The organism is Chitinophaga sp. (genome assembly GCF_039596455.1).
Classification (GTDB): Bacteria; Bacteroidota; Bacteroidia; order Chitinophagales; family Chitinophagaceae; genus Chitinophaga.
The window spans coordinates 735,837-761,121 of record NZ_JBCNJR010000002.1 but is presented as its reverse complement, the minus strand read 5'-3'; the positions used below and the strand labels follow the sequence as shown (position 1 = coordinate 761,121).

The following is a 25,285-nucleotide window of genomic DNA, read 5'->3' as shown; positions in this document are numbered from 1 at the left end:
AACAGCCGCCTTAAAAAGTTTTTATAATTATTTTTGCAGTGAGGGTCCATGTGTTAAGCGGGCACAAACCTACATGATTTTATACAATTTATTACACAGAAAGCTAATGCTTTGTGCCTGTAATGTGGTGTAAATCTGTAGTATTCAGCTAATGCAGACCCTCCCGGATTGGACACAACCCATTTAAAATTAAACGTTGACATGCGCTGGAAAAGAGTTTTATTTTCTGGACTGGGTATAGGATTACTCTATACTTTGTTCGTATATGCAAAAACTACACCGGATTTCCCTGTACAAGACAAACCTATACGTACCATTGTAATTGATGCAGGCCACGGGGGGAGCGACCCCGGGGCAAGAGGCAAATATTCCGTGGAAAAAGACATAGCCCTGGCCGTAGCCCTGAAGCTGGGTAAAATAGTGGAAGACGCCATGCCCGATGTGAAGGTGGTATATACCCGTAAAACAGACCGTTTTGACGATGTAAGGCGCAAGGCCGCCATTGCCAATGAAGCGGAGGGCGATCTTTTTATTTCCATACATTGTAATTCCGCCGCTCCCCTTTCCCGCGTGGTGGGCCATACAACAAGAACTTACCGGAACAAAAAAGGCAAGAAGTACACCAAGCGCGTACCTATTTATGAAAAGATACCGAACCCGGCCAAGGGTACGGAAACCTATATATGGGCCACCGCCAAGAACAACGCCAAGGCGGAAGCCCTGCGCAACAGCTCCGTGATAGTGTTTGACGCCAACTCCGAAGAAACGCAGCAGCTCATGAACGCTACAGACCCGGAGACGCTCATTATGCTCAACACCCTCAAAAACGTATACTTTGACCAGAGCCTGCGCCTTTCCGGCCTGGTAGAGGACGAATTCACCAAAGTAGGCCGCATCAGCCGCGGCGCGCGCCAGCGTAATGAAAAAGGCATCCTGGTGCTGCATGCCACCGCCATGCCCAGCGTGCTGGTGGAACTGGGCTTCATCAGCAACCCGGAGGAGGAAGATTACCTGAACTCCAAAAACGGGCAGGACGAGATGGCCCAGTGTATCTACCGCGCGGTGAAGCGGTATAAAGACCAGCTGGAAAAAGTATACAACAACGCCGAAGCCGTACGCCGTGCGGCGCATGAGCAGGCCGCAGCCACCCATGCCCAGGCCCCTGCCCCGCAGCCGGCGCAAAATATACCCGCTACCGTTAGTACCAAAACCGAACTGCCCGCATCAGGGCCGCAGGCGGCAGACGGAGATACCCATTACAAAGTACAGCTGATGACCACCGAAAAAGTACATGCCCGCGGCTCTTCCCTGTTCAGCAAGCTCAACGGCACCATTGAGCGTGAAGATGTGAAGCAGGGCTCCCAGAAACTGCACAAATACATCTGGGGCAGCTTCCGCACGGAGGCCGAAGCAAACGCCGCTGTATATAAAGCCCGCCAGAACGGTTTTAAAGATGCGTTTGTGGTCACCTACCGCAACGGGGAACGGGTAGACTGACCCGTTTTCCGGCCCGCCTTTTGCTGATTTATGTTTTCCTACGACTGCGCACCGTTGTTTTTTAACTATTTTTGCACGGACATTAATTTAACCTGATGAAGATATCCAACGAATCGAAAATAGGCATTCTATCCGCAGTCGCCATTGTGTTGCTGGTATTAGGGTTCAACATCCTGAAAGGCAGAAGCCTCTTTTCAAACAAAAAAACGATATATGCCGTATACGGGCAGGTGAACGGGCTGGCGCCGTCCAATGCCGTAACGGTAAACGGGTTAACCGTTGGCAATGTTTTAAGCCTGGAGGTAATGGACAGGCAGGCGGGCCGCATCCTGGTAACCCTGCAGATCAATAAAGACATTGACATTCCCAAAAACTCCGTGGCCCGCATCAGCTCAGATCTGCTGGGCACCCGCAAGGTGGAGATCGATTTCGGCAACACCAGCGAAGTGCTGAAAAATAAAGACACCATCTACGCAGCGGTAGACAATTCCATCACAGACGCCCTGAAAGAGCAGCTGAGCCCCCTCGTTAAAAAGCTGGAAACCACGCTTGGCGCGGTAGACACCCTGCTCATCACTGTTAATTCCGTATTCGACACTACCACCAAAAGTAACCTGCGCACGGCCGTGGCCGGCCTTAACGGCACCATGCAGCACCTGTCAAGAGCCACCCACTCCATCAACGGTATGCTGGCGGAGAACGGCTCCATTGGCGGCACCTTCAGTAATTTTGAGGCCGTGTCTGCCAACCTGAAAAACAATAACGAAAAGATCTCCAACATACTCGGCAATTTCGACAAGGCCTCCGGCACGCTGGCCAACGGGGAGCTGGATACGGCCCTCTCGCAGCTGCGCGGTACCGTAGAGCAGCTGAACGGCGTGGTGACCAAAATAAACAGCACAGACGGTTCACTGGGCCTGCTGATGAATGATAAAAAGGTGTACAACAACCTCCAGCACTCGCTGGGCAGCCTCAACAAGCTGCTGGAAGACCTCCGGTACAACCCCTGGCGGTATGTGCACCTGAGCGTATTCGGAAGAAAAAATAAAGTAGTGCCGATCCCTTCAGATTCGGTGCAGTTACAATAGAGACAATGCTAAGAACTTTCATTCTGCTGGCAGGTTTGGGCGCAACCGGGTTGCTGGCCGCCAACAGCCGGCACGCCGCCACTTTGCCCGCACAACCGCTGCAGCAGGATACCACCAAAAGGATCTACCTGCTGCAGGCCAAATCCGTGATCAACGTTACCACGGATACGGTAGACGAGCGGCGCTTCCGGGGCGACGTGATCTTCCGGCAAGGCACCAGCCTGCTCTATTGTGACAGCGCCGTGCTCAAAGCCCGGCAGAACATTGTGGAAGCCTGGGGGCATGTGCACATCAACCAGGATGACAGCATTCACACCTACTCAGACCAGCTGGTCTATGTGGGCGATACCCGCATTGCCACCCTCACCGGCAACGCCAGGCTGACAGACAGCAAGATAGTGCTCACCAGCCCGCAGCTGGTGTATGACATGAATACCAAAATAGGTACCTATGACAAAGGCGGCAAACTGGTCAACGGAGAATCTGTGCTCACCAGCCAGGAAGGACTTTATTACGCGGAAACAAAAGACGTGTATTTCAAAAAGAACGTGGAGATAGTAGACCCCGGCTTCACCCTGGGCACAGATACCCTGCTCTACAACTCCCACACCAAAATAGCCACCATACTGGCCCCTACCACTATTAACGACGGTAAGGCCACCATGTACGTCACCTCCGGGTTTTACAATACAGACAACGGGTATGGCAGCTTTGGCCAGCGGCCGGTGATAGAAGACAGCACCAATACCTTCACCGCCAACGAGATACAGACAGATAAAAGCACCGGCATTTCCATTGCCAACGGTAACATGATATGGAGAGACACTGCGCAGAAGGTGGCCGTGCTGGCCAATTACGGCATTGTGAACCAAAACCTCAAAACCGTACTGGCCACGCAAAAGCCGGTAATGCTGCTGGAAGGTAAAACAGACACCCTGTTCATTGCGGCAGACACCCTGTTTTCCGGCATCATCAAAAAAGACTCGGTGGCGCCCAAAACAGACAGCGCCGCCGTGGCCACCGTGCAGCCCATTGCGGAAAGGCCCGTCATAACCGCCGTGCAGAAACCCGCTATCGGAGACACCGCCGGCCAGGCAGCCTTTAAAAAGCTGCTGGACGGGGCTACGGACGCTAAAGACACCAGCAATATGGTGGCCGCTAAAACACAACCTGACACTACCGGCCTGGCCGCCATCCGCAGCGCCGCCGCCATAGTGCCAGACACTGCCGCCCTGGCCGCCGCCCCGCCAGACACCGCGCGCATCATCAGCCCGGCGGTAACGGCCGCCCCGCCCCCCAGGGACACTACAGAAAAAAGGTTCATCATAGCCTACCACGATGTGAAGATCTATTCAGATTCACTGCAGGGCGTGGCAGACAGCATCTACTACTCCAGCGTAGACTCCATTTTCCGCCTCTTCCGCAACCCCGTGCTCTGGGCTAATGACAACCAGCTGCTGGGCGATACTATTTTCCTGTTCACCAAAAACCAGAAGGCAGACCGCCTGCTGCTGGACCAGAACGCGCTCATTATAAATGAGGTGGGGCCTGACATGTATAACCAGATCAAAGGCAACACCGTGATGGGTTATTTCGGGGATGAAAAGCTGGATTCCATGCACGTGAACGGCAACGCCGAGAATATATACTACGTGCAGGACGATGACAGCGCCTTTGTTTCCATAAACCGGCTGCTATCTGCCAATACCCGCGTCTATTTCCAGAACGGGGAGCTGGAGCGGGTGGTGTTTGTGAAGGAGCCGGAGGCCACCATGTTCCCGTTCACGCAAATGCCGGAAGACCAGAAACGCCTGCAGGGCTTCCGCTGGGAAATACACCGTAAACCAAAGTCAAAGTACGAACTGCTTGGACAATAATTTTTTCACCTAAACCTGTATGGAATGATCGGAAGGACCGTCAACAAACTGTTATCGCCTATTTTTCAATTTCTGAGTGACAGCCGCGCTGTTGGCATTATCCTGATCTCCTGCACCGTTATCTCCATCATCATTGCCAATTCACCCTGGGAAGCAGCCTACACCGGCTTCTTCAATACCCTCTTTGACCCCGCCGGCGGGCATCATTACGATCTCAAGGGCCTGCACCTGCCCAACTCCTGGCTGCTGTGGATCAATGACGGGTTCATGGTGCTCTTCTTTTTCCTGGTAGGCATGGAAATTAAACGCGAGCTGACCGTAGGCGAGCTGAAATCCATCCGCAAATCCCTCCTGCCCGTATTGGCCGCCGTAGGCGGCATGCTGGCCCCTGCCCTTATTTACAGTATTTTCAATGCCGGTACGCCGTTCAGCCATGGCTGGGGCATTCCCATGGCCACAGACATTGCTTTTTCGCTGGGCATCCTGTCCCTGCTGGGCAACCGCGTGCCGCTGAGCCTCAAGATATTCCTCACCGCCCTGGCCATTATTGACGACCTTGGCGCCATACTGGCCATTGCGATTTTTTACACCGAAGAACTGCATTTGGTATACCTGTACTGGGGCGCGGGCATACTGGCGCTGCTGCTGGTACTCAACCTGCTGAAGGTCAAAAACCTGTTTTGCTACTTTATTCCCGGCATCATATTATGGTACTGCGTTTTCAACTCCGGTATTCATGCCACCATTGCCGGCGTGCTGCTGGCATTCTGCATCCCGCTAGATAAGATCAATGCACTGGAGCATACCCTGCATGACCCGGTGAACTTCATCATCATGCCCATCTTTGCGCTGGCCAATACGGCCATCCATTTTCCGCCGGATGTGCTGCAGGCCTTTGCCCACAGTGTAAGCTTCGGCGTTATAGCAGGGCTGGTGATAGGAAAGCCGCTGGGCATTTTCCTGCTTTGTTTTATAGCGGTAAAGCTACGGCTGGCCAGCCTCCCATCCGGCACCGGCTGGAAGCAGCTGCTGGGCGTGGGCATGATTGCCGGCGTAGGTTTTACCATGAGCATTTTTATTGCCACCCTGGCTTTTGGTGATGCGGAAACACAGGTGGTATCCATCATGTCTGTGATCACGGCGTCACTGATCGCGGCGCTGGCCGGCTTCATTTTTTTAAAAGCTTTGAGCAACCGGCAAAATAAAACAGCCTTATAGCCGTTTCTCTTACAACCTTTACCCTTGCACTGTTCTCACCACATGCCTTTGGCATTGTTATTGCAAATGTTAAATCACATGAAATACTGCATCATTGCTGCTATGCTGACATTATGTTTTACCGGGACTGCCAGAGCACAGCAGGCAGCCGGGCAACTGGAAGCCGGGGTTAGAGTGGGCCTGCCGCTGGGCGTTACAGGAAGATATTTTTTTACGGAACATTCCGCGGCAGAAGGTATAGTAGGCTTGTATAACAAAACGGCGTCGTTAACAGCATTGTACCAGTACCATTGGGACCTGTCTGAACTGACCGCGCCGGGAGTAGGCTGGTACGCAGGCGGCGGAGCGCACCTGGGTACACGGAGAATAGACGGCAGCAATGAATTCCTGGCCGGTATAGATGCCATTGCAGGCGTGAATTATGTGTTTGAGAAAATACCCCTGAACCTCAGCCTTGACTGGAAGCCCGCCATTCATTTCACCACCGCTTCCGAACTGGCGGAGTTCGGCATTTCAGCACGGTATGTGTTCGGAAGAAAAAAATAAGTACGATCAATATTTTTTCTAAATAAACAAACAATATGAAAAGGATCCTGTTGCTCTTCGGAGTACTTTCTTTGATGGCCTTCCAGGCAAACGCACAACGAAGGACCAGTGGCGGCGGCAACCCCGGCGATTACAAAACGGCGCTGGGTCTCAGGGTGAACCCCTGGCTGGCTGGTTTTACCGTAAAGCACTTCCTGAACGGGCCACACGCTATTGAAGGTATTGTACATCACTATTTCGAGAATGGCAACGACGAGTCTAACGTTACCTTCACAGGCCTGTACGAATACCACTGGAACGTGTTCGGCAGATCAGAGTGGAACATGTACGCCGGCGGCGGCGCCCACCTGGGTTTCTGGAATAACCGTTACTGGGACGGAGACGGCCGCAGACGCCATGATACCCAGGTAGTAGGAGGTTTGGACGGCATCTTCGGCGTGGAATACACGTTCAAGAACATTCCCCTGAACCTTAGTGCAGACCTGAAACCTTACTTCAACTTCAACGGCTATAACGATTTCATCGGTGAACAGATCGGTGGGTTCTCTGTAAGGTATACCTTCAAATAAGCCAAGCACACTTTTTTATGTAATGATGGCGCGCCTGCTGAAGGCGCGCTTTTTTTTTGGCCATGCACGGCACCCCCCAAATCCGCGGAAACACTTATATTTAACATCCGGGCCATTCCCGCAACAACCAATACTGTTCCCATGAAAATACTGTCAGCCAAACAGATCCGGGAAGCAGACGCCTACACCATTGCGCACGAGCCGGTGAGCAGCCTGCAACTGATGGAAAGGGCCGCGGCGGAATGTGCCGGGTGGCTGGCGCATACCTTTGGCGAAACCCTCCCCTATTATGTTTTCTGCGGCATGGGCAACAACGGCGGGGACGGGCTGGTCATTACCCGGCTGCTGCGGGCCAACGGCTATAACGTACAGGCCTATATGATACATCATGCGGAGAAACCTTCCGCAGACAATGCCGCCAACCAGGAAACAGTAGAGAACATACAGCACGTTCATGCGCTCACGGAGTTCCCGGAGATGGAAGCGCCCGGCATTATTGTAGACGCCATTTTCGGCACCGGCCTCTCCCGCCCCGTAGAAGGCTGGGTAGCCGGCATCCTGCACAAGATCAATGATGCCGCCGCCAGGCATACCATTGTATCTATAGACATGCCCTCCGGGCTGATGGCAGACAGCAGCAACATGCATGCGCCGTGTGTACATGCCCGTTATACCCTCAGCTTCGAGTTTTACAAGCTGGCGTTCATGCTGCCGGAAAACGCCGCGCGCACGGGGCAGGTGGAAGTGCTCCACATTGGCCTGCACCCCGCGTACACCGCGGCGGCGCAAACAAAATACCACCTTACGGATGCCCGCATCATAGGCACCATTTACCAGCCGCGCGCCCCTTTTGCGCACAAAGGCACCTACGGCCATGCGCTCGTCATTGCCGGCAGCTACGGTAAAATGGGCGCGGCCATACTGGCCGTGAAAGCCTGCCTGCGGGCAGGCGCGGGGCTGGTAACGGCGCATGTGCCGCAATGCGGCTACAACATCATGCAAACCACCGTGCCGGAGGCCATGTGTGAAACAGACGAAGAAATAAAGTACAGCAGCCAGTTCCATGAAGCGTTCCGGCTGCACCGGGCGCCTGATTACGCGGCCATCGGCATAGGGCCCGGCATCGGCACGCACACTGCCACCGCAGGCGCGCTGGAAAAACTGCTGCAATTGTACCACAAGCCCATGGTGCTGGATGCGGACGCACTCAACATCATCAGCACCTACCCCGCCCTGCTGGAAAAAATACCCGCAGGGTCCATACTCACCCCTCACCCCAAAGAATTTGAACGCCTGTTTGGCCCCACCGCCAACCATTTTGAACGCCTGGAGCTGCTCTCCGCCAAAGCCGCAGCGCTGGGCCTGTACATCCTGCTCAAAGGCCGCTACAGCGCCATGGCCTGCCCTGACGGCTCCGTGTATTTCAACCCAACCGGCAACCCCGGCATGGCTACCGGCGGCAGCGGGGATGTGCTCACCGGCATACTGGCCGGCCTGCTCAGCCAGGGCTACGCCCCCAAGGCCGCGCTGCTGCTGGGCGCCTGGCTGCATGGCCAGGCGGGAGACCTGGCCGCCGCAGATATCTCCGAAGAAGCCATGGTAGCGGAAGACATTGTTTATTATCTTGGCCAGGCCTGGCTACACATTCAAAAATAATTGAATGCAATAGCACTAGTAAAATAAATTCTAATACATTATCTTCGTCAACCTTGTAACAAATTAAAAAGGCCAAACACCAAGTATGAGTATAGTTTACATTGTTCCACTGTTCGGACTGATAGCACTGTTATTTACAGCCATCCAAAGCGCCTGGGTATCACGCCAGGATTCCGGTAATGAAAGGATGACTGAAATTGCCAAACATATTGCCGAAGGCGCCATGGCCTTCCTGAAGGCAGAGTACAAGATCCTCACCTATTTTGTGATCATAGCCGCCCTGTTATTGGGCTACATGGGGTATTCCCACTCCAGCTCCGACTGGACCATTGCGCTGGCCTTTATCATTGGCGCCATATTCTCTGCCACGGCAGGTTTTATAGGTATGAAAATAGCCACCAAAGCCAATGTGCGCACTGCGCAGGCAGCCCGCACCAGCCTTTCCCGCGCGCTGAAGGTATCTTTCACCGGCGGGTCTGTAATGGGCATGGGCGTTGCCGGCCTGGCCGTACTGGGCCTTGGCGCTCTCTTCATCATTCTCAAAGCCTACTTTGGCGCGGAAGCCAATTCCGTTGAAATGATCAAGACCATTGAAGTGCTCACCGGCTTCTCCCTGGGCGCGGAAAGCATTGCCCTGTTCGCACGCGTAGGCGGCGGTATTTATACCAAGGCAGCAGACGTGGGCGCAGACCTGGTAGGTAAAGTAGAAGCCGGCATCCCGGAAGACGATCCCCGCAACCCCGCTACCATTGCGGATAACGTGGGAGACAACGTAGGTGACGTGGCCGGTATGGGCGCAGACCTCTTCGGTTCTTACGTGGCCACCGTACTGGCTACCATGGTACTGGGCGTTGAAACATCTTCTGTAGACAACTTTGGCGGCATAGCCCCCATCCTGCTGCCGATGTTCATTGCAGGCATCGGTATCATACTGTCTATCATCGGTACTTTCTTTGTAAGAATAAGCGAAGGCACCGGGCTCAACACCGGCGCGGTACAACGCGCGCTGAACATGGGCAACTGGGGCTCCATCATTCTCACTGCCATTGTATGCTACTTTGCCGTGAACTGGATGCTGCCTGACACCATGAACCTGCGCGGCCACGAGTTCACCAAAGGCGGCGTATTCGGCGCCATCATTGTGGGCCTGGTAGTAGGTACGCTCATGAGCATCATCACGGAATATTTCACCGCCATGGGCAAACGCCCGGTGAAATCCATCATCCGCCAGTCTTCCACCGGCCACGCCACCAACATCATAGGCGGCCTGGCCGTGGGCATGGAATCTACCATGCTCCCCATCCTGGTGCTGGCCGGCGGCATTTACGGCTCTTATGCATTTGCAGGCCTTTACGGCGTGGCTATTGCGGCAGCGGGCATGATGGCCACCACGGCCATGCAGCTGGCTATTGACGCCTTCGGCCCTATTGCGGACAATGCCGGCGGTATTGCCGAAATGAGCGAGCTGCCGAAAGAGGTACGTGAAAAAACAGACATCCTTGACGCAGTAGGCAACACCACCGCCGCCACCGGCAAGGGCTTTGCCATTGCCTCCGCCGCACTCACCGCCCTGGCGCTGTTTGCTGCTTACGTAGGCGTGGTAAAGGCCAACGGGTACGACCTGCAGGATGCCATCAATATTTATAAAGCAGACGTGCTGGCCGGCCTCTTCGTAGGCGCCATGATCCCCTTCATTTTCTCTTCCCTGGCCATCCGCGCCGTGGGTGAAGCGGCCATGAGCATGGTAGAGGAAGTACGCCGCCAGTTCCGCACCATTCCCGGTATCATGGACGGTACCGGCAAACCGGAATACGATAAATGCGTGGCCATCTCCACAGAGGCCTCCATCAGGAAAATGCTGCTGCCCGGCGGTATTGCCATCATCTCTCCCCTGCTCATCGGCTTCATTTTCGGGCCCGAAGTGCTGGGCGGCTTCCTGGCCGGCGCTACCGTTAGCGGCGTGCTGATGGGCATGTTCCAGAACAACGCCGGCGGCGCCTGGGACAATGCCAAGAAGTCTTTCGAAAAAGGTGTGGAGATCAACGGCGAGGTGTACTACAAAAAGTCAGAGCCCCACAAGGCTTCCGTAACGGGCGATACCGTAGGTGACCCCTTCAAGGATACCTCCGGCCCTTCCATGAACATCCTCATCAAGCTGATGTCTATCGTTTCACTGGTAATTGCGCCTACCCTTGCCGAAATGCACGGAAACGGGGCTTCCGCGCAGAAAATAGCGCCTGAAACGAAAAAGGTGGCCACCACTGCCCCCGCGGCAGAAAAGGCCGTTATTGCGCTGAAATAGGCTTATTTTGACGATAATGCTAAAAGGCCGCCCCGGTTGAGGGCGGCCTTTTATTTTTCAGGCGTATTTAGGTCGGAACTAGGTGTGATATAGGTCTAACATAGGTCTAATATAGGTCTGATATAGGTAGGATATAGGTCTGACATAGGTCTAATATAGGTAGGATATAGGTCTGACATAGGTATAGGTCAGGTGTAAACCTATATCAGGATAAGACAACTCCGTAGTTACTCCGTAGTTACTCCATAGTTACTCCGTAGTAACGCCCACCTTACTCCCAGTATACTCCCAGGATGGTGCATGGGGAGTGTATGTTTTTGGCAAAAACACCATTTTGGAGATTTTACAATCAACACATTTTCAATTACTTCCGGGCTATTTTAGCAGAAATGACCCTTAAAATGACGCACTAAGGCTTATAACCTGCTTTAAATCAACATGTTAGTTGTACCTATTTTTCCAGCGGCGGGCGCCACCGGTCTTTTTAGATGACGCGTTTCACCTCGCTGGGGCTGATCCCGAACTTTTTCCGGAACGCATGGCTGAAATGCTGCAGGGAAGAATACCCCAGTTCCCCGGCAATTTCCGTGAAAGACAACCTGCCTTCCCGGATGAGCTGCCGTGCCTGCTCCAGCCGGTAATCGCTCAGGTAGCCGAATACCGTATTATCAAATACCTTCTTGAAGCCGGTTTTCAGCTTGAACTCGTTGATGCCGGCCTTGCGCGCCAGCTCGCTGAGTGAGAGGGGGGCCTGCGCATTGGCCAGCAGCAGGTCACGCGCGTGGTAGATCCTTTCTTCATCTGTTCTGCTCACCTTGCCGGGCCCGGTGGTACCGCGCAGGCTCTCCTGCTCTATCTGCTCGCATTGCAGGGCCAGCAGCTCTATGGCTTTGGATTGCAGGAAGAGCTTCTTGAGCCCGCCGGTGAAATGGCAGTGGCTGACCTCGTCTATCACCTGCATCATGCGGGGCGTAATGCGGTGGCCCTGCTTCAGGTACACCGGCTGCTGCTTTTCCACCTGCTCCGCATACTTGTCAAGCACGGGGCCGTTGTTGGCAGCCAGCTCTATAAACTTGTCTGTGCAGAAGCTCAGGCCGAACACTTTCATGTCCGGCTGCTGCTCTATTCTCAGATGTTCTTCCGAAAAGGGATTGTAGACGATGTTGTGCTGCAGGCTGGAGGTAACCAGGTTGCTGGCCACCCCTTCCAGGCTGGAAGTGATCTCTCCCTGCAGCATGAAATGCAGGCCTATCAGGCGCAGGGCATCGTTGCTCTGCACGTGCAGCCGCTGCTTCACCTCCATGCTGCCAAAGCCCAGAATAAAGCCGTCGAAGTGCATTTCCCTGAACCGGGCCTGCCCGCAGGAAATGTCTATATGATGGTCCGTTTCCACAAGCTGGGGCGTGTTGAAGTGCTCCTGGAGATATGGCTCGTCAAACTGGTAAAGCACTTCCTTGTGATCGTTCCTGATAGTTACCGGCATAAAAATCCGTTAAGTGTAAATAATAATCCGTTTAATATAAGCCGTACTCGCCGGCGCATACGAATTTTGCATAAAATTATTCAATTCAGGCACATGATCGGCATCTTCAAAACTAACATCAGTACCCTGCAGGATAAGAATACGGTTGTAAACGCCATTGCCGGCCATTTTCGTACCTCCGCCTGCACTATAGACCTGGAAGACTGTGACAAAGTGCTCCGGGTGGTTAGCCAGCAACTGGAAGAGAACCAGGTGATTGCCTTTGTGCGCAGCCTGGGCTACCAATGCGCCATGCTGGACTAAAACGCAGCGCCACATTGAAATTGCGCCCTTTTTCACTGATAAAACATGATATTCATCAGGTAACCCCTCATTTCCACTTTTTATATTTATTAATCATGATTTATTACTCCTTCATAGGGGTAACTCCTACTTTGCACGTCATATTCCCGGAAACACACAAAGGCAAATGAAATCCAATATGAAATCAACAGCAACAACGCTTATGTGCATCTGTTTGCTGATGCTGGGCGCCCTGGGGGCCTCCGCGCAGCAGCAACAGCGTTATACCGTAAGCGGCTATGTGAAAGACGCACAGTCAGGCGAATCACTGATAGGCATTTCCATAGGCAAGCCCGGCACCAGCATTGGCACCGTTACCAATGAATACGGCTTCTACTCCCTTACGCTGCCGGCCGGCTCCCATGAGCTGCAGTACTCCTACATAGGCTACGCCCCTACCAAAATGACGGTGAACCTCAACAGCAACCAGCGGATCGACATCAAGCTGGAACAGGCAGACCGCCAGCTGAATGAAGTGGTGGTAACCGGCAAACACCAGGAAAAAAACATCAACACCCTCAGCACCAGCCTCAACAAGCTGGACATTGCGGAGATCAGGAAACTGCCTACCCTCATGGGTGAGGTAGACGTATTGCGCACCATCCAGACCCTGCCCGGCGTGAACACCGTGGGCGAAGGCGCGGCCAGCTTCAACGTGCGCGGCGGCAACGGGGACGAGAACCTCATTCTGCTGGACGAAGCGCCCGTATACAACTCCACCCACATGCTGGGTTTCTTCTCCGTGTTCAACCCTGACGCGGTGAAGAACATCAACCTCATCAAAGGCGGCTTCCCGGCGGAGTACGGCGGCAGAACGGCCTCTGTGCTGGACATACGCATGAAAGACGGTAACAACCAGCGCCTCGGCCTCACCGGCGGCATCGGTAATATTTTCAGCCGCCTGGCGGTAGAAGGCCCGCTGAAAAAAGATAAATCCTCTTTCATCATTGCCGGCCGCCGCTCTTACATGGACATTCTGATGAAACCTTTCCTGAAGGGCGATATGAAAGATACCAAGCTGTACTTCTACGACCTTACGGCCAAAGTGAATTTCAATCTCAACAAGAACAACAGCCTCTTTGTAAGCGGCTACCTGGGGCGGGACGTGTTCGGCTTCGGCAACCAGGCAGATCTCAACTGGGGCAACACCACCGGCTCCATCCGCTGGAACCACATTTTCAACAGCCGCCTGTTCCTCAACCTCACCACCTATTACACCAAGTACGATTATAGCCTGGCCTTCAAGAGCGATGCGGACGAAACCGTGAAACAACAGTTCAAATGGACGTCCAACATCATCAACTACGGCGTGAAACCGGCCTTCACCTATTACATCAACACCAGCAACACGCTGCATTTCGGCCTGCAGGGCACTTACTACACCTTCAAGCCCGGCAAGGGCACTTCCCAGGAAGATGACCGTTATTCGGAAGTAGTGGTGAAAGACAAACACGGCCTGGAAACCGCTGCTTATCTGGACCATGAATGGAAAACAGGCAAGTTCGGCATCCAGTACGGCGTGCGCCTCTCCGGCTTCCAGTTCCGCGGCAAAAGCACCGCGTATTATTATGCAGACACTACCGCCGGCATCCGCAAACGCCTCACCGGCGCGCAGGAATTTGCCGCCGGCAAAAACATTGCAGACTATTACTTCCTGGAACCGCGCCTCTCCGCCAAATATTCGCTGAACAGCACCTCTGCCGTGAAGGTGGCCTACAGCCGCTCCGCGCAGTACATGCACCAGCTCAGCAACACCGCCTCTCCCACCCCGGTAGATATCTGGACGCCCGTAACCAACAACGTGAAACCGCAGCTTACAGACCAGTTCACCGCCGGGTATTTCTACAACGCGCCGGGAGACAAGTTTGAAGTATCCGCAGAGGTGTTCTACAAAACCATGAAAGACCAGCTGGACTATATAGACGATGCAGACCTTGACCTCAACGAGTTCATTGAGGCAGACCTGCTCGCCGCCAAAGGCCGCGCCTACGGGCTGGAGCTGTACGTTAAAAAAGACGTGGGCAATACCACCGGCTGGGTCAGCTACACCCTTTCCCGTACGGAAAGGCAAACGCCCGGCCTCAGCCAGAACGAATGGTTCCTGAACCGGTATGACAGGCCGCATAACGTGAACATCGTGGTCAGCCACGAGTTCTCCAAACGCGCCAGCCTGGGCGCCAACTGGGTATTTGCCTCCGGCACGCCCGCTACCTTTGCAGACAGCCGGCTGGAGTACCAGGACTGGGACATTCCCTACAACACCACGGAAAGAAGGAACAACTACCGGTTGAAACCCTTCCACCGGCTTGACCTCTCTTTCACCTACAAAGGCAAACAACTGAAACGCTGGAAAGGCGAATGGGTATTCTCCCTCTACAACGTGTACGCCCGCAGGAACGCCTACACGGTGTACTTCCGGCAAAACCCGGACGATGCCAGCAAGAAAGAGGCCGTGCGCCTCTCCATCATCGGCTCTATCATTCCCGGTATTACTTACAACTTCAAATTCTAGCAACAGATGAACAGGATATTCAGCACATTGACCATACTTGCCACAGCCGCGGCTTTCACCGCCTGCGAAGATGTGATAGACGTGGAAGTGCCTAAAGGAAAGGTGATGCCGGTGGTAGACGCATGGCTGACGGACGAGCCCGGCGCGCAGAGCGTGCGCATCACGGAAACCGCGCCCTACACCAGCCAGGCGCCCGCCCCTATTATCAGTGATGCGGTGGTGACGATAACAGACCTCACGGAAAACAAAACCTACAACTTCGCTTTTGCGGACGGAAAGTACACCCACAACCCCGGCGCCGGCATAAGCATCGGCAAGCTGGGCCACGTGTACAAACTGCGCGTACAGCTGAAGGAGCAGGTATATGAAGCGATAGACACCATTAAACGCGTGCCCGAAATAGATTCCATCACCTACGAGTTCAAAAAGGCGGAAGATTCAGGCAGCGGGGAAGAAGGCTATTACGCCCGCTTCCACGGCCGGGACCTGGCCGGCGCAACAGACTACTACTGGGTACGCAGCTACCGCAACACCAGGGATAACCGCGTGGCAGACGGCTTTGCGGTAGACGGGTCTTTCTCGGAAGACGTGTCTGACAGCTCCATCTTCATTGTGCCCATCAGCGAAAGCATCACCCGCTGGGACAAACCTTTTCAGCTGCATGAGACCATTATTGTGCGGCTGGCCTCGGTGAGCAAGCCCAGCCACGCCTTTTTGGTGCATGTGAACAACCAGCTGAACAACGGCGGGCTGTTTGCCAAAATATTGGAAAACGTAAAAAGCAATATCCTCAACACCAACACCGGCAGCCCGGAACGCGTGCTGGGCTGGTTCGGCGCTTCCTCCGTGAAGTTTAAGGAGAAAAAAGTGGAATAGGTACATCTTAAAAAAAACGGTATGAAAATCGGTAAATTATGTTTGCTGGCAGCAACGCTGCTGCTGGCCCAGTACAGCTTTGCACAGAATGCAGGCATTGAGAGCCTGGCAGGCAACGGCAAAGGCAAGATCAGGGTTGGCGGCTTCGGCGCGCCCACGGTGAAGTTCACTACGTTCAACAAAGAGCTGGGCCTGCTGCTGGGCGGCTACGCCGGCGTGATGCTCAACAGCCAGCTGATGCTGGGCGCAGGCGCATACGGCCTGGTGAACAATATAGAAGCGCCCCGCGCCAACCCCGCAGACCCTACCCTGTACTGGAACATGTGGTACACCGGCTTTGTGCCCGAGTATACCATCAGGGGCAACAAACTCTTTCACGTAGCCGTAGGCGCGCTGATCGGCGGCGGCGGTGTGATGAAGAACGAAAGGTATCACCACGGCTGGGATGACAATGACCCGCAGGACTATAGCAGCTTCTTTGTAGGAGAGCCGCACGTGAACTTTGAAATGAACATCACCTCCTACCTGCGGGTGGCCATTGGCGGCTCTTACCGCTTTGTACAGGGCTCCGGTACGCCCGGTATTACTGACGACCGGCTGAGCGGCCCCGCGGCGCATTTTACCATCAAGGCAGGAAGGTTTTAAGGAACGGCGGATAACGGATGATGTCTGAAAATTCAGTAACTTTTGGCAAAGGGAATATCAGCACCCGTCATCCGTTATCCGTAATTCCTGATCTTTTTTATGCCAGACCTCATTCACTACGCAATTCCCGGCTTTGTACTGCTGCTGCTGGCAGAAGTGATCTTCTCCGCCTGGGACAAGCGCGGCCTTTATGAAACAAAAGACGCCGCCAGCAGCATTGCCATGGGGCTGGGCAACGTGGCCATAGGGCTGGTCACAAAAGGCCTGATTTATATAGTATATGATTTTATCTACCGCTTCCGCCTCTTCACCCTGGATGCCGGCGTATGGTGGGTGTGGGTAGCCTGCTTTTTTGCGGACGATCTCACTTATTACTGGTTTCACCGCATCAGCCACAACGTGCGTCATTTCTGGGCCTCCCATGTTGTGCACCATTCCTCCCGAAAATATAACCTCTCTACCGCCCTGCGCCAGACCTGGACGGGCAACCTTTCCGGCACCTTCCTCTTCTGGGGCTGGATGCCGCTGCTGGGCTTTCACCCCGCCATGGTGATGAGCATGCAGGCCATCAGCCTCATTTACCAGTTCTGGATACATACCGAAGCCGTGCACAAGCTGCCGCGGCCGCTGGAGTTCATCTTCAACACCCCCTCCCACCACCGCGTACACCATGCGTCTGACCTGCAGTACCTTGACAGGAACCACGCCGGCGTGCTGATCATCTGGGACCGGATGTTCGGCACCTTTGAGCCCGAAAAAGAAAGGCCCACCTACGGCCTTACCAGCAACATCCACACTTATAATCCTTTACGTATAGCCACGCACGAGTGGGGCGCCATAGCCGCGGACCTCCGGAAAAGCCGCCGCTGGGGCCACATGCTCCGCTACCTGTTCGGCCCGCCCGGCTGGAGCCACGACGGCAGCCGCAAAACCACGCGGGAGCTGCGGGATGCAGCCGTAACGCGGGCGGAACAAGGCATGCTGTAACAGGCATATCATCCTCCCCCGCCCCGTAATTTCCAGCAGCAGTTCGTACATCCTAATGTCCGTTCATCCTTTTTTTCTGATCATGATATTGCATTTACGAAAACTATCGTACATTTGTTTACGAAGATATTCGTACAACAGGGAATCATTATAAAGCACACACATGAACAAGCACATCAAGCCCACGGAAAGTGAACTGGAAATACTCGGCATCCTTTGGGAGAAAGGCGCCAGTACGGTCAGGGAAGTGCATGAAATACTGGAGCAGAGCAAAGAGGCAGGTTACACCACTACTTTGAAGCTGATGCAGATCATGCATGAAAAGGGATTGCTCACCAGGGACGCCAGTGCCAAAACGCATATTTATGAGGCCGCCGTGTCTCGTGAAAATACACAGCAGCAATTATTGAACAAGATGATTGATACCGTGTATAATGGCTCTGCCACGCAGCTGGTAATGCAGGCCCTGGGGCATCACCGCTCCTCCCCTGCAGAGCTGGAGCAGATCCGCCGGTACCTGAACGAAATGGAAAAAAAGCAGTCATAAAATCACTACCATGACCTCGTTGCTTCCTTTAACCACAGACCTCATCCGCGCGTTCGGCTGGACGCTGTTGCACTCTTTCTGGCAAGGCTTCTGTATTTACGCCTGCCTGCGCATAGTGCTGAAAATATGGCCCATGGCCAGTTCCGCCATCAAATACCATTTGTCTTGCCTCTCCCTGGCCGGCATTGCAGGCTGGTTTGGCGCCACGTTTTTCAGGCAGCTGTCTATTATAAAGGAAGAACAGCAGATCAGGACATTGGCCGCCCGGATGGATGCCGCTACCATACAGGCAGCGCTGCAGCAGGTACCGCAGCAGCATGCAGACGGGTTGCAAACCGTGATGCCGGGTATGGAAGCCTACTTCCCCTTCCTGGTGGCCATTTACGCAGCCGGTGTGGTGATCATGACCCTCAAGCTGAGCTTTGACCTGAGCCAGCTGCGGCAGTTGCGCCGGCAGGGCGTCAGCTCCCCCGGCCCGGAATGGGAAAAATATGTGAAGGTGCTGGCAGGGCGCATGGGTATTGACCGCAAGGTGCAGCTTTTTATATCCCGGCATCTGCAGGTGCCTGTGATGATAGGCTTTCTCCGCCCCGTCATACTGCTGCCCGTGGCCATGGTCAACAACCTGAGCCCGGAGCAGCTGGAAGCCATCCTGCTGCATGAGCTGGCCCATATCAGGAGAAATGATTACCTGTTGAATATCTTCCAGTCCATTGTAGAAACCATCCTGTTCTTTAATCCTTTTGTGTGGTGGATCAGCAAGAACATCCGCCTGGAAAGGGAACATTGCTGTGACGACCTGGTGATAGCAGGTACCGTACAGCCGCTGCATTACGCCAGGGCCCTGGTTGCGCTGGAAGAATACCGCCTTACAGTGAACCCGATGGCCATGGCTGCGGCAGATGATAAACACCATTTATTTCATCGCATCAAACGCATCATGGAAATGAAGACCAAAAATCTCAACTATAGCCAACGCTTACTTGCTTTACTGATCATCGTTACCGGCCTGGTGTCTATTGCCTGGCTCAGCCCCGGCAAGTCTGACAAGAAAGAGAACTGTACGGACAACGCCGCCGCTGAAACGGTTATCTGCGATACTATTCCCATGCCGCCTGCTGCACCTGCGCCCGCCATGGCAGTTGTGCAGCCGGCAGCGCCCACCCCTGCCCCTGTGCCGGGAGTGGATGTCATGCGGGCGCCCGCGCCTGCCCCCGCGCCTGGCGTATGGGCACAGGCCCTCCCTCCTGCACCATTGGCCCCTCTGACACCAATGGCGTCAGTAGCGCCGGTGGCTCCGATGACACCAATGGCGCCAATGGCTCCGATGACGCCCATGTCTCCAATGGCTCCATTGGCGCCCATGCCGCCGCTGGATACCGTGCCGCGTAAAATTGTGATCAAAGACGATCAAGGTACCCGCACCTATAACAGCCTGGATGACATGACGCCGGAAGACCGGGAGAAATACCTCCGCCTGCAGGAAAAAAAGCAGGCGCTCAACCAGCTGTCTGCCAAAATGAAGGTGGCCCAGGATGCCGTCAAAGACATAGACTGGAGCAAGATGAACAAAGACATCCAGGAAAGCATGCAAAAAATTGACTGGAGCAAGATGAACAATGACATCCGGGAGGCGATGAAAAAAGCGAACAAGGAAATTGCCGACGGTATGAAAGACGTTGACTGGGAAAAGATCGGCGCGGACGTGAACAAGAGCATCAAGAACATACAGTGGGAAAAGATCTCCGACCAGATAAAGAACAGTCTCCAGAAAACCGACTGGGAGAAGATCGAAAAAGAGATCAAGGAGAAAATGGATAAAATAGACTGGAAAAAGATAGAAGAAGATATCAAAAACAATCCCTCCTCCTGGCAGGATGCCGCCCATCGTGAACAGGCCCTGGCCGCTGCGCGGGAAGGAAGGGCGCAGGCCCTTCGGGCCAGGCAGGAAGCTTTGCGTGAAAGCCAGAGAGCCCGCCTGGAAGCAGAACGCCAGGGGCAGGAAGCACGCCGGGAAGCCGAAAAGCAGCACCGGGTAGCCGTTGAGAAGGCCCGTGAACAGGCAGCCCGGGCCCAGCGGGACGCACGGGAACAGCACCGTGTTGCCCTGGCACAGGCGGAGAAAGCCCAGCGGGACGCACGGGAGCACGCCAGGGAAGCCGCCGCGGAAGCCCGCCAGCGGGCCGAAGAGCACCAGCAGGTAGCCCGGGAGCACGCGGCCAGGGCACGTGAGCACGCCAGGGAAGCCCAGGAGCAGAACAAGGTCTACAATGAGCTGCTTGACAAGATGGAGGCAGACAAGCTGATAGACCGCAACAACTTCGAGATCAACAAGAAAGGGGACGATCTCTACATCAACGGCCAGAAACAGCCCGATGACGTGAAAAAGAAATATCAACAATATCTCAAAAACGAGAATGTTAATATTAAGGGCAGCAAAAACAGTCTGAACGTGCATGCCCGGGACAACCAGTAATTTTTAGCCGCCATTCTATCAACTAAAACCGCTTACCTGACCGGGTAGCGGTTTTTTATTATCTTTGCTGCTCTTAATTCACCATTAAAAACCCGTTTATGCCCTCTTTCGACATTGTCAGCAAAGTAGACCTGCAAACCCTGGATAACGCCATCAATACTGTCAAGAAAGAAATCACCAACCGGTATGATTTTAAAGGGAGCCACGTAAATATTGAGCTGGATAAAAAAGAGCTGGTGCTGAAGCTGGAAGTGGAAACCGATATGAAGCTGGGCCAGGTGGTAGACGTGCTCATCAGCCAAACCATGCGCAAAGGCATGGAAGCCTCTGTGTATGACATGAGCAAGGAGCCCTACCAGAGCGGCAAGGTGTATAAAAAAGACATTCCCGTGCGCAACGGTATCAAACAGGAAGACGCCAAGAAGATCGTCAAGCTGATCAAAGACGCCGGCCTGAAGGTGCAAGCCGCCATTATGGACGATATTATACGCGTTACAGGCAAGAAAATAGATGATTTACAGGAAGTTATACAGCTGTGCAAAGGCGCCAACCTGGGCCTGCCCCTGCAGTACCAGAATATGAAAAGCTAGATTTTTCTTGGCCGATTTAAAAATATCTGTTACCTTTGCGCTCTGTATTTATTAACTTATTGATATGAAACAGGGAATTCATCCGGAAAATTATAGATTCGTAGTGTTTAAAGATATGTCTAACGGGCATAGCTTTCTGAGCCGTTCCACTACCCCCTCCCGCGAAACCGTGAAATGGGAAGATGGTAACGAGTATCCGTTGATCAAGCTTGAGATCTCCAACACCTCTCACCCGTTCTACACTGGTAAGAACGTACTGGTAGATACCGCAGGCCGTATCGACAAGTTCAACAAACGTTACAAAAAAGACGCTAAATAAGCCGTCTGCAAATATTTGGGAATCCCGCCGGTATTAATCGGCGGGATTTCTTTATTTTCGCCCGTCATGAAGAACCCGCACTACATCCTGTTTGACACGCCTGAGCGTGACCAGTTATACCCTTTCACCCATACCCGCCCCGTGGCAGCCTGCCGTATAGGCCTGCTTACCATCCGCGAAAAATGGGAAAAATGGCTGAAAGTGTCTCCTATCGGGTACTTTACGATGGATTACCTGCAGCCGAAGTTCCCCCTCATCAAAGCTCCGCAGAACACCGTCACCATACTGGTAAACGGCCACCTGCTGCCCTCCGCGGCCGTGGTGAAAACCATCCGCGCCCTGCAGCCCGGCCAGGAGCTGTACAAGAACGGGCGGCTGCTGGCCAAGGCCGTCAGCGGGGATGATTTTTTCCTGCCCGCAGACCAGGCCCGCATTGATTTTGAAGACGATATCATACGCATAGACCAGCCCTGGCATATTGCGCAGTATAACGATGCCGCGCTCCGGGACGATTTTGCGCTCCTGACCCGTGGCCGCAAATCCGCCCCCGCCGCAGCGGGGAACACGCTGCTGAACCCTAAACAGATATTCATTGAGCCGGGGGCACGGGTAAGCTGCAGCATCCTGAATGCCGAAACCGGCCCCATCTACATTGGCAAAGACGCCGAAGTGATGGAAGGCTGCACCATACGCGGCCCCTTTGGCATGGCCACCGGCGCCGTGCTGAAAATGGGCACGCGGGTGTACGGCGCAACCTCCCTCGGAGAGCGTTGCGTGGTAGGCGGAGAAGTGAAGAACAGCGTGTTCTTCAACTATTCCAACAAGGCGCACGACGGGTACCTGGGAGATGCCGTCATAGGCGAATGGTGCAACCTGGGCGCAGGCACCACCTGCTCCAACCTGAAAAACAACGCCCGCGAGGTAAGGGTGTGGATGGAAGCTAAAAACGAAGCCTGGAGCGCGGGCCTGAAATGCGGCGTGCTGATGGGAGACTACAGCCGCTGCGGCATCAATACCATGTTCAATACCGGCACGGTAATAGGCGTTAGCTGCAACGTGTTCGGGGGCGATTTTCCGCCCAAATACCTGCCCTCCTTCAGCTGGGGCGGCCAGCAGCATGCCGGCGAAAAATACCGCCTTACGGAGGCCCTGCGTGACGCCGGCGCCTGGATGCAGCTGAAGGGACAGGCGCTGACCGAAGCAGACCAGCAGATATTAACCCGTATTTTTCACGGGTAATTGTGTATTTTTCGGCCCTCTTTCAAAAACAGTATATACATATATGAGAAAAAAGATTGTAGCCGCCAACTGGAAAATGAACCTTACGCTTGCCCAGGGCGAACAACTGGTGAACGATATTCTTGGCGCCGGCATCAAACTGCCCGAAGGGCAGGAAGTAGTGATTGCTCCCCCCTTCCCCTACCTGCTCAAGGTAAAACAGCTGGTACGCAACTATCCCGGCATTTATGTGGCCGCACAAAACTGCGCCAGCGAAAAATCAGGCGCCTATACCGGCGAAGTATCTGCCGAAATGCTGCAGTCTGTCGGCGTGGATTATGTAATACTGGGCCACTCCGAACGCAGGGAATACTTTTCCGAAACCAACGCGCAGCTGGCAAAGAAAATAGACCAGGCGCTGGCCAACGGCCTCAAACCCATCTTCTGCTGCGGTGAGCCGCTGGAAGTGCGCAAAGCCGAAACACAGAACGATTACGTGGCCAAACAACTGGAAGAAAGCCTCTTCCACCTGGACGCGGCCGCGCTGAAAAACATCGTGATAGCTTATGAGCCCATCTGGGCCATTGGCACCGGCCTGACCGCCAGCGCACAGCAGGCGCAAGACATGCATGCCTTCATCCGCGCCCGCATTGCGGATAAATACGGCCGCGAAGCCGCGCTGGGGCTTACCATCCTCTACGGCGGCAGCGCCAAACCTTCCAATGCCAAAGAACTGTTTGCCTGCGCAGACGTAGACGGCGGGCTGATCGGCGGCGCTTCCCTGATGGCGGCAGACTTTACCGCTATTGTGCAAAGCTTCTGATAAACGTTATTACCCATACGAGAAATGGCCGTGGTACGTCCCGGCCATTTTTTTTAGTATTTTTTGCTAATTTTATTAGTAATTCCAAAAATGTTAGTATATTCGTGTTGTGAAAGAAGGGATCGTTATTGTTAGTGCTGTAAATGATAATGATCGTTTCAATTTGATGGTTGCTTTAATCAAAAAGACATGGAAAACGAAGTAATGTATGATTACATGCTGGTGATACATCCGGATGCGCAAACCTTGCAGGATGTGAGCATATTCCGGCATCTGATTTCGGAGGAGCTGGGCATGGACCAGGCTGCTTTTTCACAGGCGCATATAGCTTTATTCCGGTCGGAGTTTCCTGAAAAATATGAGGCGGATTTCACGGGTATGCTGGAGGAAATGGTGCAGGAGCAATCTGCCTTTACCATTTATACTTCACGGATAGACCATAGCAAACAGGGAGAGCGCCACATGTTCTATGTGAACGTGGCCAACCCTAAACCGGTGGAAGAGCTGCACAGGAAAATACTGCGCACCTTTGAGCTGAAGCCCGGCACCTTCAAGCCGCATATGGCCCTGGTGCGGTCTGTCAATACACAGCAGTTCAACCGGCTGGCCCCCTACTTCGCCAACAAGATGTTTGTGCGCAGTTTCCACTGCCACAGCTTCAGCCTGGTGAGGAAGCCGGCGGGCGGGCAGCGGTATGAGCTGGTGAGGGAGTTCCGCTTCGGCAGGGACAATGCTTCAGAGCATCCGCTGTTCAACCATGCGGCCTGATGCGGCCTGACAGGTGGTTGCGCTACCGGCATGGCCGTTGCAGGAAAACGGCCCATGCAGGTCAACCCTTATCCTGTATTTTCACAAGCCTTTTCAAGAGTCAGTATCAAATATCACTTGAACTTTCCGGGTCGGGCGTTCGTCGCCCGGCCCCTTGATCTCTTACTTACCCCCGCTACTTACCTACCCGTAAATTCAGCCGGTTAACCCGGTAACATTCATTGAATGCTGAACAGGCATGCATTAGCACATGGCTGCCGGAGGATGCTGCGCCTCGGCACCACACCTGCGCACCAGGTAAAAACGACTATTATGGAATGGGTATCTATCAAACCGACTTACAACGATGGCATCATACAACAAGACCCGGCCCAGCCGGTGTTTTCCCTGCTCACCAAAGCCGGTTTCCAGCTGGAGCAGGTGCGGAGGAACGTGGCCCCGGAGGCCATAGAATACTTCTACTTTCATCCAGGTTTACATATACAGGTGCATGAGGTGAACGAAGCGCCCCATCACCCGCCCAGATTCTTTATATTTTACCCCGGAGGCAGCACAGCATATGCAGAAGGACTCGACCAACTTCGGCTGTGCTTCGCCGCCGGGTGAAACACCCGCGGCCTGCATTTTGTTATATCTTTACCGATCTTCATTTAGCGTCATTATGATTCACAGGGAAATAACCGTAAAAGGGAAAGTACAAGGCGTTTTTTTCAGGGCCACCGCCCGGTCTGTAGCCGTTAAGCTGGGCCTGAAAGGCACTGTTAAAAACCTGCCAGACGGCAGTGTACGGATCGTTGCCGCAGGCCAGGAAGCGGCCATGGAAGAATTTATTGACTGGTGCCGCGTTGGCCCTATCGGCGCCAGCGTTACCTCGCTTGATATTGAAGAAGGCACGCCGCGGCATTACGAAGGTTTTGAGATCCTTCATGGCTAACACGTAGCGGTT

General features: G+C 53.9%; 23 protein-coding genes. 22 read left to right on the top strand and 1 reads right to left on the bottom strand.

Annotated elements, in window-relative coordinates; all coding sequences use genetic code 11:
- Positions 1-255 precede the first annotated feature (255 nt).
- The 8 genes from ABDW36_RS12795 to ABDW36_RS12760 all read left to right on the top strand — a co-directional run bounded on the left by ABDW36_RS12795 (position 256) and on the right by ABDW36_RS12760 (position 10,753).
- Positions 256-1,497 (top strand): N-acetylmuramoyl-L-alanine amidase, encoded by a 1,242-nt coding sequence (locus ABDW36_RS12795; RefSeq protein WP_343702295.1) that lies wholly within the window; start codon positions 256-258, stop codon positions 1,495-1,497.
- A gap of 95 nt (positions 1,498-1,592) precedes the next feature.
- Positions 1,593-2,585, top strand: coding sequence for an MlaD family protein (locus ABDW36_RS12790; RefSeq protein ID WP_343702294.1), 993 nt, complete (start codon positions 1,593-1,595; stop codon positions 2,583-2,585).
- A gap of 5 nt (positions 2,586-2,590) precedes the next feature.
- A complete protein-coding gene (locus tag ABDW36_RS12785) occupies positions 2,591-4,462 on the top strand; it encodes an OstA-like protein (protein ID WP_343702293.1) in 1,872 nt (623 codons plus the stop codon).
- A gap of 24 nt (positions 4,463-4,486) precedes the next feature.
- Positions 4,487-5,680, top strand: a complete 1,194-nt coding sequence (gene nhaA / locus ABDW36_RS12780; RefSeq protein WP_343702292.1) for a Na+/H+ antiporter NhaA — start codon at positions 4,487-4,489, stop codon at positions 5,678-5,680.
- Between the two features lie 78 nt (positions 5,681-5,758).
- Positions 5,759-6,226 (top strand): hypothetical protein, encoded by a 468-nt coding sequence (locus ABDW36_RS12775; protein WP_343702291.1) that lies wholly within the window; start codon positions 5,759-5,761, stop codon positions 6,224-6,226.
- 35 nt (positions 6,227-6,261) lie between these two features.
- A complete protein-coding gene (locus ABDW36_RS12770; RefSeq protein WP_343702290.1) occupies positions 6,262-6,795 on the top strand; it encodes a hypothetical protein in 534 nt (177 codons plus the stop codon).
- 141 nt (positions 6,796-6,936) lie between these two features.
- A complete protein-coding gene (locus ABDW36_RS12765; protein ID WP_343702289.1) occupies positions 6,937-8,451 on the top strand; it encodes an NAD(P)H-hydrate dehydratase in 1,515 nt (504 codons plus the stop codon).
- An 85-nt stretch (positions 8,452-8,536) separates the two neighbouring features.
- The gene (locus tag ABDW36_RS12760; RefSeq protein ID WP_343702288.1) at positions 8,537-10,753 is read left to right on the top strand and encodes a sodium-translocating pyrophosphatase; all 2,217 of its coding nucleotides are present in this window, start codon (positions 8,537-8,539) and stop codon (positions 10,751-10,753) included.
- A 484-nt stretch (positions 10,754-11,237) separates the two neighbouring features.
- Here ABDW36_RS12760 and ABDW36_RS12755 read toward each other — a convergent pair whose 3' ends face one another.
- Positions 11,238-12,236: an AraC family transcriptional regulator gene (locus tag ABDW36_RS12755; RefSeq protein WP_343702287.1), complete on the bottom strand. Its 999-nt coding sequence runs from the start codon at positions 12,234-12,236 to the stop codon at positions 11,238-11,240.
- Positions 12,237-12,329: 93 nt separating this feature from the next.
- Between ABDW36_RS12755 and ABDW36_RS12750 the strand changes: the two genes are divergently transcribed.
- The 14 genes from ABDW36_RS12750 to ABDW36_RS12685 all read left to right on the top strand — a co-directional run bounded on the left by ABDW36_RS12750 (position 12,330) and on the right by ABDW36_RS12685 (position 25,273).
- The gene (locus ABDW36_RS12750) at positions 12,330-12,539 is read left to right on the top strand and encodes a hypothetical protein (protein ID WP_343702286.1); all 210 of its coding nucleotides are present in this window, start codon (positions 12,330-12,332) and stop codon (positions 12,537-12,539) included.
- Between the two features lie 178 nt (positions 12,540-12,717).
- A complete protein-coding gene (locus tag ABDW36_RS12745; RefSeq protein ID WP_343702285.1) occupies positions 12,718-15,090 on the top strand; it encodes a TonB-dependent receptor in 2,373 nt (790 codons plus the stop codon).
- A 6-nt stretch (positions 15,091-15,096) separates the two neighbouring features.
- Positions 15,097-15,966, top strand: a complete 870-nt coding sequence (locus ABDW36_RS12740; protein ID WP_343702284.1) for a DUF4249 domain-containing protein — start codon at positions 15,097-15,099, stop codon at positions 15,964-15,966.
- Positions 15,967-15,987: 21 nt separating this feature from the next.
- Complete coding sequence (locus ABDW36_RS12735) at positions 15,988-16,611, top strand: hypothetical protein (RefSeq protein WP_343702283.1); 624 nt, start codon at positions 15,988-15,990, stop codon at positions 16,609-16,611.
- Between the two features lie 99 nt (positions 16,612-16,710).
- Positions 16,711-17,598: a sterol desaturase family protein gene (locus ABDW36_RS12730; RefSeq protein WP_343702282.1), complete on the top strand. Its 888-nt coding sequence runs from the start codon at positions 16,711-16,713 to the stop codon at positions 17,596-17,598.
- 163 nt (positions 17,599-17,761) lie between these two features.
- Positions 17,762-18,145 carry a BlaI/MecI/CopY family transcriptional regulator gene (locus ABDW36_RS12725; protein WP_343702281.1) on the top strand — a complete coding sequence of 128 codons (384 nt, stop codon included), beginning with the start codon at positions 17,762-17,764 and terminating at the stop codon, positions 18,143-18,145.
- A 10-nt stretch (positions 18,146-18,155) separates the two neighbouring features.
- Positions 18,156-20,621, top strand: a complete 2,466-nt coding sequence (locus tag ABDW36_RS12720) for a M56 family metallopeptidase (protein ID WP_343702280.1) — start codon at positions 18,156-18,158, stop codon at positions 20,619-20,621.
- Between the two features lie 98 nt (positions 20,622-20,719).
- Positions 20,720-21,211, top strand: coding sequence for a YajQ family cyclic di-GMP-binding protein (locus ABDW36_RS12715; RefSeq protein WP_343702279.1), 492 nt, complete (start codon positions 20,720-20,722; stop codon positions 21,209-21,211).
- 64 nt (positions 21,212-21,275) lie between these two features.
- Positions 21,276-21,530, top strand: coding sequence for a type B 50S ribosomal protein L31 (locus ABDW36_RS12710; protein ID WP_209143709.1), 255 nt, complete (start codon positions 21,276-21,278; stop codon positions 21,528-21,530).
- A 66-nt stretch (positions 21,531-21,596) separates the two neighbouring features.
- Positions 21,597-22,769, top strand: a complete 1,173-nt coding sequence (locus ABDW36_RS12705; RefSeq protein WP_343702278.1) for a putative sugar nucleotidyl transferase — start codon at positions 21,597-21,599, stop codon at positions 22,767-22,769.
- A gap of 43 nt (positions 22,770-22,812) precedes the next feature.
- The gene (gene tpiA, locus ABDW36_RS12700) at positions 22,813-23,571 is read left to right on the top strand and encodes a triose-phosphate isomerase (RefSeq protein WP_343702277.1); all 759 of its coding nucleotides are present in this window, start codon (positions 22,813-22,815) and stop codon (positions 23,569-23,571) included.
- Positions 23,572-23,760: 189 nt separating this feature from the next.
- A complete protein-coding gene (locus ABDW36_RS12695; protein ID WP_343702276.1) occupies positions 23,761-24,339 on the top strand; it encodes a 2'-5' RNA ligase family protein in 579 nt (192 codons plus the stop codon).
- Positions 24,340-24,564: 225 nt separating this feature from the next.
- Positions 24,565-24,945, top strand: a complete 381-nt coding sequence (locus ABDW36_RS12690) for a hypothetical protein (RefSeq protein ID WP_343702275.1) — start codon at positions 24,565-24,567, stop codon at positions 24,943-24,945.
- Between the two features lie 55 nt (positions 24,946-25,000).
- Positions 25,001-25,273 (top strand): acylphosphatase, encoded by a 273-nt coding sequence (locus ABDW36_RS12685; RefSeq protein ID WP_343702274.1) that lies wholly within the window; start codon positions 25,001-25,003, stop codon positions 25,271-25,273.
- Positions 25,274-25,285 lie beyond the last annotated feature (12 nt).